Here is a 12,287-nt window from a genome sequence, read left to right on the forward strand (position 1 = left end):
TTATAGTTGATCGGGAACGTGCCTTCAAAAGCACCGTACTTCTTGTCGGCCTCCGCCCACAGCTTCTTGGCTTCCTCCGGGTTATAGTCCAGGTTCTCCGAACCCGGCAGGCTGTCGTTGTACCCGTTCAGCACCGGTGAGGTGAACTCCCGGGCCGGGGTGCGGGTGCCATGGAAGATGGTCTCCGCGATCTCCTCACGGTTGATGGCCATCGAGATTGCCTTGCGTCGCAGCGTGCCCTCTTCCCCACTGAAATGAGGCGTTTCTACGTGGATGGACATCTCCAGGTAGGTGGCAGCCGGCTTGGTCTCCTCGCGGCCGGCCAGGTCCTGCTCATAGCTGCCGAAAGCGGATGAAGGAATGGCTTCGAGCACATCGAGGTTATTCGCCAGCAGGTCCATGTACGCAGCACTAGAGTCGGCGTAGAAGGCGAATTCGATGCCGTCGTTCTGCGCTGCGCGGTCGCCCTTATACTCCGGGTTCGGCTCGATGATCAGGTTCTGGTTGTGGTTCCATTCCTTGATCTTGTACGGACCGTTGGACACCGGGGTCTCGCCGAAAGCCTGTGGGTCCTCCAGTGCGGCCGCAGGCACCGGGAAGTACGCGTTGTAACCTAAGCGGCTCGGAAAGTCGCTTTCCGGTTGGGTGAGCTCGATGGTGAAGGTGCGCTCATCGATGACCTTGAGGCCCTCCATTTCTTTGACGCCTTCACCGTAGCCCTTAATGGAGGAGAAGAAGCTCTCATTGAGCTGTTCGTTGGCTACAGCGTAGTTCCACGTATCGACGAAAGTAGCCGCGGTTACGGCGGAGCCATCGGAGAACTTCAGGTCCGGCTTGAGCGTGACCTTGTAAGTCTTGTCCCCTTCCTTGTCAATGGACTCGGCCATCTCGTTGTGCACGTTGCCGTCAGCGTCGTAGTACACCAATCCGGAAAACAGCATGTCGACGATGCGTCCGCCACCGTTCTCATTCGTCATCGCGGGGATAAGCCCCTGCTGCGGCTCGGTGCCCAGAACGCGAACATAGTTGGCACCGCCGGCACTATCGGAGCCGTCGCTTCCGCAGGCGGCAAGGGTAAAAGCAAGAGAGGCGGCGCCGACGACGCCGAGGAGCTTGCGCATGAGAGTCCTCCTGAAAGAGTTAAACAACCAGTGTGCGTGATAACACTAGAAGGAATGTAGCATGCTTCAACTCACATAATAGATTTAACGCAAAAGACCCTCAGAGAGGACTCAGTTGAGTCATCCTGAGGGTTCAACCCGCGACAGTCCTGGAAGGTCACTCTCGGCCCCAGCACAAGCCGGGCACTATTACTACGCCGTCTTTAGTACAGCGCGCTTGCCAGCTTCGTGCGCGCAGCAAGCACGCGAGGGTCGCCGGAGTCGAAGAGCCCAAAGAGCTCCAAGAGGCGAGTCTTGAGCTGCTCCTTGTCATCCCCGGCGGTGCGCTTCATGGCGTCGATGAGGCGCTCGAAGGCGCGGTCAGGGGCACCGGCGACAACCTCCGCGTCGGCGGCATCGAGCTGCTTGGCCACATCCTCCGGGGCGGCATCCGCCGCGGCGATGGGATCCTCGCTGCGATTAGCTGGGTCCAAACGCTTGAGCAGCAGTGTGGTGTCGCGCGCTTGCTTAATCTCCACGTTGTCTGGCTCGGCGGCCAAGATCTCATCGTAGGTCGCAATGGCCGCATCGAAATCGCCGCGGTTGAGTGCGTCTTCCGCAAGGCTCAGGCGCGGATCCGCTGCTTCCTCTGCGGGGCTCTCCCCCGCCTCGCCCTGTTCAGACAAGCCCTTGAGCTGGGGGCCGAGCTTCTCAACGATCGCCGCGATCCACTGCTCCAGGTTCTCACGCGGCTGTCCGCCCTCGAAGTTGGTGACTGGCTGGCCGGCTGCAATGGCAACGGTGGTCGGCAGATTCTGCACGCCGAAGACCTGCGCCACCTGGGGCACCACATCAGCGTTGATATATCCGACGATGAACTTCAGCCCACCGGCGGCCGCCATCTCCTCGAAGTCCTTCTTGAGCTGCTCGGAGGCCGGGGAGCGCGGCGAGCCAATCAGGGCGATAACCGGCACCTCCGCAGAGCGGCGCACCAAGTCATTCTCGAAGCTCTGCTCGGTGACCTCGAAGAAGGGCGCGATCCCTCCGCTGGAGCTAGCGGCTCCGGCGCTTGCAGCCTGTGTCTGGGCTTGCGCCCGTGCCTCCGCCTGCTGCTTGATCGCACCCAGGTCGAGGGCTCCTCCTACGTACGGTCCGGTCACTTATTCTCCTCCAGGTAACGGTTAACGGAATCTACTTTTTGGGTGATTTGCCCGGTCACGCCTTCGCGGATATCGGCCTTAATCACCAGGCTCGTGCGCGGCGACACGGCGCGTACGGCATCGGTGGCCTCCTTAATGACCGCGAAGACCTCGTCCCATTCACCCTCAATGATGGTGAACATGGAGTTGGTCTCATTGGGCAAGCCCGAAGCACGGACAACACGCACTGCTTCGGCCACGGCCTCGGACATTTCAGCACTTTCATCGCCCACGACAGTGGGCGCTACGGAAAAGGCAACAATCATGCCCGCCATCCTACCGCCGGTCCCAGCAGTGCCGGTGCCAGTGTCGACGGTCCTCACCGCGCCCACCGGTATCCCGTGGCCACGCCACGATGTGCGCCACCCCGGGAGGGATATTCTGGTTGCATCCTGGACAGACGTAATACTTCTGGGCGGCGGCACTTCCGACGTGCCGCATGACGAAGGGCTCGCCATTGGTCCAGGTCGGCCCTGCCACCGTCTGCGAGCCCAGGAAGGCGCTGCCATCGCGCGGCAGCGAGCGCGACTCCTCGCGGATTCTGCGGTTGCGGCGTGGCACTAGAACAACCGCAGCTCGTTGGATTCGATGCCGCGCAGCTCCTGGTAGTCCAGGACCACGCAGCGAATGCCGCGGTCCTCCGCCAGTGTCCTGGCTTGGGGCTTGATTTCCTGCGCGGCGAAGACACCATGCACGGGTGCTAGCAAATCATCGCGGTTAAGCAGTTCGAGGTAGCGCGTGAGCTGCTCGACGCCATCGATGCCCCCGCGGCGTTTGACCTCCACGGCGACGAACTCGTTCTCAGCGTTCTTCGCCATAATGTCCACCGGGCCAATAGCCGTGGGGTACTCGCGGCGCACCAGAGAGTACTTCTCCCCCAACGTTTCGATGTGCTCGGCCAGCAGCTCTTGCAGGTGGGCCTCCACACCGTCCTTGACCAAGCCCGGATCTTCACCTAGCTCCATGTCGATATCCTGGTGGATCGCAGCAATGGTGATGCGCAGCTGCTCACCCTTGGGGTTCTCCACCAGCCACAGCTTTTCCCCGGTGTCTTCGCCATCGATATCCTCAATCGCTGACTCCTCAAAGGTGCACGGCGGCGTCATCCAGTTCAAGGGCTTGTAGGCGCGATCATCCGCGTGGATGGACACCGAACCATCGGCCTTAATGAGGATGAGCCGATCCGCCATCGGAAGGTGGGCGTCGAGGCGGCCGACGTAGTCTACGGAGCATTGGGCGATGACAAGACGCATGTCCTCTACCCTATCGTTGAGCGCTACTTCTTAGGTAAACGGGTAGCCCGTTGGCGCATCTGGTGATAGTCCAGCTTTTCTTGGCGCTTCGACGGAGCCGACTCCACCCACGCGTTCAGGGCCATAATGCCCTGCGCATCGGAGGCAATCTCGTAGTCCCGCCCATCGATGCGAATCTGGATAATTTGGTGATCCGAGGGCATAAAAGAAGCCTCGTCATCGTCCATCGGGCGAGTCTTACCCAATTCGATGTCGAGGCGATTAAAACGCTTGTTGGCGCGCGGCATGACGGAGCGAAGCTTAAAGTAATTCATATACTCGCCGTCATAGCGCACGAGACCATGACGCCAAGAATGAGAGTCCTTCGACGGTAGTTGGCGCAAAAGGATGCTCGTGCCGCGGGAGCGCACGGTGAAAAAGCGCACCGCCGCCAGGATGAGGAAAACCAGAAGGACCAGTGCACACAGACCTAAAAGAATTGTTAGCCCCTGAAGCACCTGAGAATTCATGGGTTGATTGTACCGCCGTTGGAGTAGACAACGCTAGTCATTGCTCAGAGTTACTCGTCTTGGGGGCGGAGAAGACGAAGGAACCCCACCCCCTCTTAGCGAGGTTGTGGGGTTCCTAAGTGAAAGTGGGAAGGGCGGTCATTGCTGCCCGTCGGTTCCCTCTCCGCTCATCCGTTAGCTGTTGAAGCGGCGTACGGCGCGCAGTGCAGCTTCGCCGCGAGACCTTGTCAACTCACGCTCAGACTTCAGGTCTTCCTGTGCCTGGGCTTCATCGACCTCGCGGGCCCAGATGGCCCAATCGGCGAGGACGGTGATCTTGTTCTCGGACACGGAGAGGAAGCCACCCTGGACAGCGGCGACGCGACGGTCGCCGTCGACTGGGTGGATGGTCACAACACCATTGTCGATCAACTGACCGACCATGGGCTCATGACCAGGAAGCACGCCGATCTCACCCTCGGTGGTCTCAGCCGTCACCATGGTGGCCTTGCCGGTCCACAGCAGGCGCTCGACGGAAACCAATTCGGCGGTGATGTCAGCCATGTGCCTCTCCCTACTTCTTCTCAGTCAGCTTCTTGTACGCAGCCTCGACGTCGTCCAAGCCACCCAGGCCGTTGAAGGCCTGCTCCGGGTAGTGGTCGAATTCGCCGTTGCAGATGCGCTCGAAAGCATCGATGGTATCGGCCAGCGGCACGTAGGAGCCCGGCAGGCCGGTGAACTTCTCTGCGACGAAGAAGTTCTGGCCCAGGAAGCGCTCGATACGGCGAGCACGCTGAACGGTAATCTTGTCTTCCTCAGACAGCTCATCCATACCAAGGATGGCGATGATGTCCTGAAGCTCCTTGTTCTTCTGCAGAATACCGATGACGCGCTGTGCAACCTCGTAGTGGCGCTCGCCCACGATGGACGGCTCCAGAATACGAGAGGTAGAGGTCAGCGGGTTCACTGCCGGGTAAATACCCTTCGAAGCAATACCACGGTCCAACTCGGTGGTGGCATCGAGGTGGGCGAAGGTGGTCGCCGGAGCCGGGTCGGTGTAGTCATCGGCCGGCACGTAGACGGCCTGCAGGGAGGTAATGGACTTACCCTTGGTGGAGGTAATACGCTCCTGCAGCACACCCATCTCATCAGCCAGAGTCGGCTGGTAACCCACGGCGGAAGGCATGCGGCCCAGCAGGGTCGACACCTCAGAACCGGCCTGGGTGAAACGGAAGATGTTGTCGATGAACAGCAGCACGTCCTGGTTCTGCACATCGCGGAAGTACTCCGCCATGGTCAGGCCGGACAGAGCCACGCGCATACGGACTCCTGGCGGCTCATCCATCTGGCCGAAGACAAGTGCGGTGTCCTGGAGAACGCCCATCTCTTCCATCTCGAGGAAGAGGTCGGTGCCCTCACGGGTGCGCTCGCCGACGCCGGCGAAGACGGAGGTACCGGAGAACTCGCGTGCGATACGAGTAATCATCTCCTGGATAAGAACGGTCTTACCCACACCTGCACCACCGAACAGGCCGATCTTGCCGCCCTTCACGTACGGGGTCAGCAGGTCGATGACCTTAATACCGGTCTCCAGAATCTCGGTCTTACCCTCGAGCTGGTCGAAAGCCGGCGGCTCGCGGTGGATGCCCCACTGCTCGCCATCGCGGCCCAGACCCGGCTGGTCAAGGCAGTCACCGAGGGCGTTGAAGACGTGGCCCTTGACCACATCGCCCACCGGGACGGAAATCGGCTTGCCGGTGTCGGTCACGGCGGCACCGCGGACGAGGCCGTCGGTCGGAGCCATGGACACGGCACGGACGAGGTTGTCACCGAGGTGCTGAGCGACCTCAAGGGTGACGGTCTTTGCAACAGCCTCGAGGGTCACCTCGACGGTCAGTGCGTTGTACAGTGCCGGCAGCCCGCCACGCGGAAACTCCACGTCGACGACCGGACCGATGACACGCACCACACGGCCGGCGGTAGCCGACGACTGTGTGTTCTGCTCTTGCAGAGCTGTAGTCATAATCTAGTCACTTTCTGCGCTTTCGGCGAGCGCCCCAGCGCCACCGACGATCTCTGTGATTTCTTGGGTAATCTGCGCCTGACGGGCCTGGTTGGCCACGCGCGAGAGGTCCTTGACCAGCTCGGTAGCGTTGTCGGTTGCAGACTTCATTGCGGTACGGCGTGCGGCGGACTCGGAGGCCGAGGACTCCAAGAACATCGCAAATAGGAGGCGAGACACGTACTGCGGAAGCAGCGCTTCCATCAGGGTGTCCGCATCCGGCTCGAAGTCGTAATCAGGGGTGATCTGATTGTTCGGCTCGGCGTCGGAAAGCGCGGACTCACCCAGGTTGTAGTCCTCTTCCTCGATAACCGGTACCACCGGCAGCAGCTGCTGCACACGCGCGGTCTGGGTCAGCATGGACTCGAACTCGGTGTACACGACGTGTACCTGGTCGAAACCGCGAACGGTCTCGCCCTCCACGTTAATGCCCTCGCGGGTCTTGGCCTGGCCGTTCGAACCGGCGACGAAGCCGTCGATAATGTGGCGGCGCACATCGTGCGTCTTTTCCCAGGTCGGATCCTGCGAGAATCCAGTCCAGCTGCCTGCGACCTCGTCCTCACGGAACTTGTAGAAGCCAACGCCCTTGTTGCCGGTCACGTAGCGGACGGTCTCGAAACCCTCGCTCTTGAGCAGGGCTTCCAGCTCGGCCGCCTTCTTGAAGATGTTGTTGTTGTAGCCACCGCACATACCGCGGTCCGAAGAGACCACGAGAATAGCGGCAACCTTCGCATCTTCGCGTTCCCGGAGCATCGGGTGATCCAAGGACGTGTGCGCCGCCAGCTTGTTAAGCACGTTGGACAGTTCACGTGCATAAGGCTGCGCCGCTTCTACCCTGGCCTGAGCCTTGGTAATGCGCGAGGTAGCAATGAGCTCCTGTGCCTTGGTGATCTTCTTGGTGGAATTGACGGACCGGATACGGTCACGCAGTTCACGAAGATTAGCCATGGTGTTCGCTCCTCCCTTCTTTTTCTAGACGGTTAATTCTTAGAGCGTGCGAAACTCTATTTGGCCGTCTTGCGGGAGACGTTGAGCTCGGTCTTATTCACATCATCCGCGGCGAGCGGGTCAACCGGCGCCTCGGTACCAAGGTTGTTGCCCTCGGTCGTGCGGAAGGACGGAGTGAAGTCCTTTGCTGCTGCAACAAGTGCATCCTTGGACTCGTCGGTCAGAGCGGTACCGCCCTGGATCTGCTCGAACACCTGCGGGGTTGCAGAGTTGAGGTGGTCGTGCAGCTCCTTCTCGAAGCGGCGTACGTCCTCGACGGGAACGACGTCGAAGATGCCCTGGTCTGCGAGGAAGATGGACACCATCTGGTACTCGACAGGCTGCGGGGAGGACTCGGACTGCTTGAGCAGCTCGACGAGGCGCTCACCGCGCTCCAGCTGAGCCTTGGAAGCCGGATCCAGGTCGGATGCGAAGGCCGCGAAGGCCTGCAGGTCACGGTAGGCAGCCAGCTCGAGACGGAGGTTACCGGCAACCTTCTTCATACCCTTGGTCTGTGCGGCACCACCAACACGGGAGACGGACACACCGACGTTAATTGCCGGACGGACGCCCTGGTTGAACAGGTCGGACTCCAGGAAGACCTGGCCGTCGGTAATAGAAATAACGTTGGTCGGAATGAAGGCGGAGACGTCGTTCGCCTTGGTCTCAATGATCGGCAGTGCGGTCATGGAACCTGCACCCATGTCGTCAGAGAGCTTTGCAGCACGCTCCAGCAGACGGGAGTGGAGGTAGAAGACGTCGCCCGGGTAAGCCTCGCGGCCCGGCGGACGGCGCAGCAGAAGGGAAATCGCACGGTAGGCCTCAGCCTGCTTGGTCAGATCATCGTAAATGATCAGGACGTGGTTGCCCTGGTACATCCAGTGCTGACCCAAAGCTGCACCGGAGAACGGTGCCAGCCACTTGAAGCCGGCGGCGTCGGATGCCGGAGCAGCCACGATGGTGGTGTACTCCAGAGCGCCGTGCTGCTCCAGGGTGTGGCGCACACCAGCAATGGTGGAGCCCTTCTGGCCGATGGCGACGTAGATGCAGCGGACCTGCTTGTTCTTGTCGCCAGACTCCCAGTTAGCCTTCTGGTTCAGGATGGTGTCGATACAAACGGCGGTCTTACCCGTCTTACGGTCACCAATGATCAACTGACGCTGACCGCGACCAATCGGGGTCATCGCGTCAATAGCCTTGATGCCGGTCTGCATCGGCTCTTCCACCGGCTGACGCTGCAGCACGGACGGTGCCTGCAGCTCGAGGACGCGGTCCTCTTCAGCGGTGATCGGGCCCATGCCGTCAATCGGCTGGCCCAGGGGGTTGATAACGCGGCCGAGGAATTCCTCGCCCACAGGGATGGAGAGAACCTCGCCGGTCCTCTTGACCTCGTCGCCTTCTTTAAGCGACTCGAAGTTGCCCAAGACCACGACACCGATGGAGTTGGTGTCAAGGTTCTGTGCGACGCCAATTACGCCGCCGGGGAACTCGAGCAGCTCATTCGCCATGACGGACGGCAGGCCCGAAACCTGCGCAATACCGTCAGCTGCCGAAATGACCACGCCGACCTCCTCACGGGAGGCCTCCGCGGAGTAGCTCGAGGTGTAGTTCGCAATCGCGCTACGGATCTCGTCGGAGGAGATCGTCAGCTCCGCCATGTTCTTCCTGCTCTCGGTAGTATCTTCCAGCAATTACTTAATCGTTTCTGTCGTTTCGGCTTATGCCATCTGCGCGCGAAGGCGAGCAATCTTGCCTGCCGTCGAACCATCGATGACTTCGTCGCCGACGCGGATGGTCATACCACCGAGGAGGCTGGTGTCAACCTCAGAGTGGATGGACATCGCACGACCATAAATTTTGCCCAGCTTTTCAGCGAGTGCTGCCCGCTGGCTATCGTTCAGCTCACCCGCCGAGGTCACGCGCGCGATGGTACGGCCCTGCAGCTTGGCTGCAGTGTCCGCCAATCCGGCGAGATCATCAATCGGGTTCTGCTCCGGGCGGCCAATGGCCTGCAGCGCAAGCGCTTCAGTAACCATCGTGACCTTGCCGTAGAGCACGCTTGCCAGCAGCCCAACCTTGCGGTCGGACGTCGCAGTACGGTCTGAAAGCAGCTGGGTCAGTTCGCCTTCGCGGTCAAGCACGCGCGACAGGGAGAAGAGTTCGTCTTCCACCTGGCCCAGCTTGCCCTCAAACTCAGCGCCGCGCAGCAGTGCGCGACGGCCAAGGATGATAAGGCCGCGGGCGATATCACGCGGGGTCGACCACTGTGCGGCGGCTGCCTCCTGGAGCACCTGCAGTGCTACCGGGGAAACCTTGCCGCCGAAAGGGTCTGGACCAGGGACTTGCGCTCCTCAGAGGTGGAGGCGTCGTCGGTCAGCGCGACGCGCAGCTCGCGGTCGCCGTCGAGAACGCGGACCACCTCAAAGAGGTCCTGGCCTGCCTGGGTAGCAGTCGCCACCGAGCGGTCACCGGAGAGGAACTCATCCAGCTTGGACTCAACGGTAGCGAGTGCTTCGCGGCTAGCTGCCTTCATCGTTGCCTACTTTCCGGCCGGTGCCACAGTGTCGAGCTCGGACAGGAAGTTATCAATGGTGGAGGACTGCTTGGTGGCGTCCGAAAGTTCGCCGCCGAGCAGCTTCTCTGCCAGGTTGATGGAGTTCTGTCCGATGTCGGAACGCAGCTCAGACACGACCTGTGCGCGGGAAGCTTCAAGCTGCTTCTCGCCAGCGGTCAGAATGCGACGAGACTCTTCTTCTGCAGCTTCCTTAGCCTCTGCCTCGATCAGCTTGCCGCGCTCGCGCGCCTGCTCACGAATCTCCGCAGCCTCTGCTCGCGCGTCAGCGAGCTGAGCATTGTACTTTTCCAGAGCGGCCTTTGCTTCGGCCTGCTGAGCCTCCGCACGCTTAAGGCCACCTTCGATCCGGTCTTCACGCTCCTGCAGCATCTTGTTGTATGCCGGAAGAACGAGCTTCCAGAACACAATCAGGATGATGGTGAACGGAATGATCGACCAGACCAAGTCGTACATCTTGGGCAGAAGGATAGAGTTGCCCGACTCGAGGGGCAGGGTTTCACTTCCTTCTGCTGCAAGGTAGTAAATGACGTTGTTCATGGGGCTCCGTTCTTAAAGTTCGATTTACTTTGTGTAAAGCGCTCTTTAGAACAGGAAGCCTGCAACGAGGCCAATCAGGGCGAGGGCCTCAACGAAGGCGATACCCAGGAACATGGTGGTACGCAGCTGGCCAGCCATCTCCGGCTGACGTGCCATGCCCTCGACGGTCTTGCCGACGAGGATACCGATGCCCAGACCCGGGCCGATGGTTGCGATGCCGTAGCCGATGGCGCCGAGGCCCTTGAGGGTGGACTCGTCAGCAGCCTGAGCAAGAATGATTTCGTTCATGATGAAAGTCGTTCCCTTTCAAAGTTTTCCCACGGATTCTTCCGCGGGGGATGTGGTGGTTTTGGGGTATTTAGTTAACCGCGAGGTTCGCGTTGTTGTTAGTGCGAATCTGCATGCAGCGACAGTTCGATGTATACCGCCGTCAGCAGGGCGAAAATGTATGCCTGCAGGAAGATGACGATAATTTCGTACAGCGTGAACAGAACCGCTGCGACCAGAGTGAGGCCACTCAGTGCAGTCCAACCGTTGAACTGGAAGAAGAAGAAGTTCGTTGCCGAGTACAACAGGACCAAAATGAGGTGGCCAGCCAGGAAGTTCGCCATCAGACGAAGAGCCAGCGTGACTGGGCGCATGACAAACGTAGAGAAAGCCTCAATCGGTACGACAAGCACGTGCAGCAACGGCGGCAGGTTAGGAATAACCACCGAGGACTTGATGAACTTGCCGAAGCCAAAGCGCTTGGCGCCGGCGTAAATCATGGCGATGTACGCGACGACAGCCAGCACGATTGGCATACCAATACGAGCGTTCGGAGAGATGTTTAGAGCTGGAACAATAGTTGCTACGTTCCAGAACAAAACACCGAAGAAGATCGTGGCCAGGATCGGAAGGAATCGACGTCCTTCCTTGCGGCCCAAGATGTCTTCTGCGATGTGAATTCGTACGAAGTCAATCGCATGCTCCGCTACGTTTTGCAATCCTTTAGGAACCAGCTTCGGGTTCCTGAAGGCGACAACAAAAAGGAGCACCAGGATGGCCGCCATGAACAGACGAACCAGCATGATGCGATCCAAAGCGAACCAACCGTTGGCGAAATCGGCGAAAAGAAGATCGACGACTTCACCATCATCGGTTACGTGCCCCGGGAAAAATTCTGGATCCAGTTCGGGTGCGTGAAACTCACCCTTCATGGCCAATGTCGTAACGCTCAGCGTTCTCTCCCGTGTTCGGGCCACACAGCTTGTCGAAGGCTATGTGGTGCGATGGACGTCTCAAGCTCTTTGCCCTGTCTACGGACTCCGTCGCACATCAGCGTAAACAGGGCAAGGATAAACCGTACTTTTTCGGGATAGCATGGCGCTAACCCGCGGTAACCCGAAGAGAATGCTATCAGTTCGCCCTCAAGTTTTCGCACGTGGGGGCCCCGTTGCGGCCCTAAAGGCACAGCCTAGTGCCAGTGGGCGCTATAAAACGCCCACATTCTGCCGAAACCCTGCCAAGTGTATTTGGTCACACACCCGTGTTTTCCCACCTTGACGGGGGTAACGGGCGCTGTCGCCGTGGCCACTTAACTACACAAAAAGCCACCCTCCCGGGGTCACCGGAAGCAGTGGCTTACTCTAAAAGGTCGAGACTGGCTAAGACACGTAGGTCACGTTGGATGTAATCACACCCCAGACCTCAGTGCCGAGCGTCACCGCCAGCGCCAGCAGCACGGTGACGAAAAGCGCCATCGTGTCGTAGAACTCAAGGTCCTTGATCAACAACAGCACCATGATGAGGATGACCACCTTGAGCAGCCAGCCGCCGAGCACCACCGCCATCGTGGTCGACGGCGTGGTGCGCGCAGTAAGAAGAACTGAGGCCGCGGTAAAGAGCACGAAGCCGCCACCAATGGCCGCGCCAACGAGGACACCCCAGATTCCGGGCAACCCACGGACACCGCCCCAGATAGCCAGGGACGCGATGGTCACGACGACAAGGCCGATGGCCCCAAGGCGGAGCGCACGCTTGAGGGGACGCCGATGATCGTCGTACGGCGAAAGCTCTTCGGAGGTCGTTGAATCAGTCACAGCCC

At 60.0% G+C, this 12,287-nt stretch carries 14 protein-coding genes and 1 pseudogene; all 15 read right to left on the bottom strand.

Annotation, left to right across the window (positions count from 1 at the left end):
• Positions 1–1,121 (bottom strand): peptide ABC transporter substrate-binding protein (locus tag HMPREF2993_RS09040; protein WP_070702013.1); only part of this gene is annotated, 1,121 nt, incomplete at its 3' end.
• A gap of 203 nt (positions 1,122–1,324) precedes the next feature.
• Entirely contained in the window at positions 1,325–2,260 is a 936-nt protein-coding gene (locus HMPREF2993_RS09045) for a tetratricopeptide repeat protein (RefSeq protein ID WP_070702015.1), read from the bottom strand.
• Positions 2,257–2,565 carry a thiamine-binding protein gene (locus tag HMPREF2993_RS09050; RefSeq protein WP_049155059.1) on the bottom strand — a complete coding sequence of 103 codons (309 nt, stop codon included), beginning with the start codon at positions 2,563–2,565 and terminating at the stop codon, positions 2,257–2,259. Before HMPREF2993_RS09050 ends, HMPREF2993_RS09045 begins: the two co-directional genes overlap by 4 nt.
• Before the next feature lie 10 nt (positions 2,566–2,575).
• Positions 2,576–2,860 carry a hypothetical protein gene (locus HMPREF2993_RS13900; protein ID WP_083318719.1) on the bottom strand — a complete coding sequence of 95 codons (285 nt, stop codon included), beginning with the start codon at positions 2,858–2,860 and terminating at the stop codon, positions 2,576–2,578.
• Positions 2,860–3,552 (bottom strand): endonuclease NucS, encoded by a 693-nt coding sequence (nucS, locus tag HMPREF2993_RS09055; protein WP_049155061.1) that lies wholly within the window; start codon positions 3,550–3,552, stop codon positions 2,860–2,862. The genes HMPREF2993_RS13900 and nucS overlap by 1 nt, the downstream gene beginning before the upstream one ends.
• 23 nt (positions 3,553–3,575) lie before the next feature.
• Entirely contained in the window at positions 3,576–4,061 is a 486-nt protein-coding gene (locus HMPREF2993_RS09060; RefSeq protein WP_070511579.1) for a DUF2550 domain-containing protein, read from the bottom strand.
• Between the two features lie 174 nt (positions 4,062–4,235).
• A complete protein-coding gene (locus HMPREF2993_RS09065) occupies positions 4,236–4,604 on the bottom strand; it encodes a F0F1 ATP synthase subunit epsilon (RefSeq protein ID WP_049155064.1) in 369 nt (122 codons plus the stop codon).
• Positions 4,605–4,614: 10 nt separating this feature from the next.
• A complete protein-coding gene (gene atpD, locus HMPREF2993_RS09070; RefSeq protein WP_010187062.1) occupies positions 4,615–6,063 on the bottom strand; it encodes a F0F1 ATP synthase subunit beta in 1,449 nt (482 codons plus the stop codon).
• A 3-nt stretch (positions 6,064–6,066) separates the two neighbouring features.
• Positions 6,067–7,050: a F0F1 ATP synthase subunit gamma gene (locus tag HMPREF2993_RS09075; protein WP_070511577.1), complete on the bottom strand. Its 984-nt coding sequence runs from the start codon at positions 7,048–7,050 to the stop codon at positions 6,067–6,069.
• A 56-nt stretch (positions 7,051–7,106) separates the two neighbouring features.
• Positions 7,107–8,747 (bottom strand): F0F1 ATP synthase subunit alpha, encoded by a 1,641-nt coding sequence (atpA, locus tag HMPREF2993_RS09080; RefSeq protein WP_010187069.1) that lies wholly within the window; start codon positions 8,745–8,747, stop codon positions 7,107–7,109.
• Between the two features lie 60 nt (positions 8,748–8,807).
• Positions 8,808–9,622, bottom strand: a pseudogene (locus HMPREF2993_RS09085) (F0F1 ATP synthase subunit delta).
• 6 nt (positions 9,623–9,628) lie between these two features.
• Entirely contained in the window at positions 9,629–10,201 is a 573-nt protein-coding gene (locus HMPREF2993_RS09090; protein ID WP_010187072.1) for a F0F1 ATP synthase subunit B, read from the bottom strand.
• 45 nt (positions 10,202–10,246) lie between these two features.
• On the bottom strand, positions 10,247–10,489 hold the full coding sequence (locus HMPREF2993_RS09095) for an ATP synthase F0 subunit C (RefSeq protein WP_010187073.1): 243 nt from the start codon (positions 10,487–10,489) through the stop codon (positions 10,247–10,249).
• A gap of 98 nt (positions 10,490–10,587) precedes the next feature.
• On the bottom strand, positions 10,588–11,400 hold the full coding sequence (gene atpB, locus HMPREF2993_RS09100; RefSeq protein WP_049155068.1) for a F0F1 ATP synthase subunit A: 813 nt from the start codon (positions 11,398–11,400) through the stop codon (positions 10,588–10,590).
• 447 nt (positions 11,401–11,847) lie between these two features.
• Positions 11,848–12,282 carry a Cg1360 family ATP-synthase-associated protein gene (locus HMPREF2993_RS09105; RefSeq protein ID WP_049155069.1) on the bottom strand — a complete coding sequence of 145 codons (435 nt, stop codon included), beginning with the start codon at positions 12,280–12,282 and terminating at the stop codon, positions 11,848–11,850.
• Between the last annotated feature and the right edge of the window lie 5 nt (positions 12,283–12,287).

It is taken from the genome of Corynebacterium sp. HMSC068G04, from assembly GCF_001814885.1.
Classification (GTDB): Bacteria; Actinomycetota; Actinomycetes; order Mycobacteriales; family Mycobacteriaceae; genus Corynebacterium; species Corynebacterium hiratae.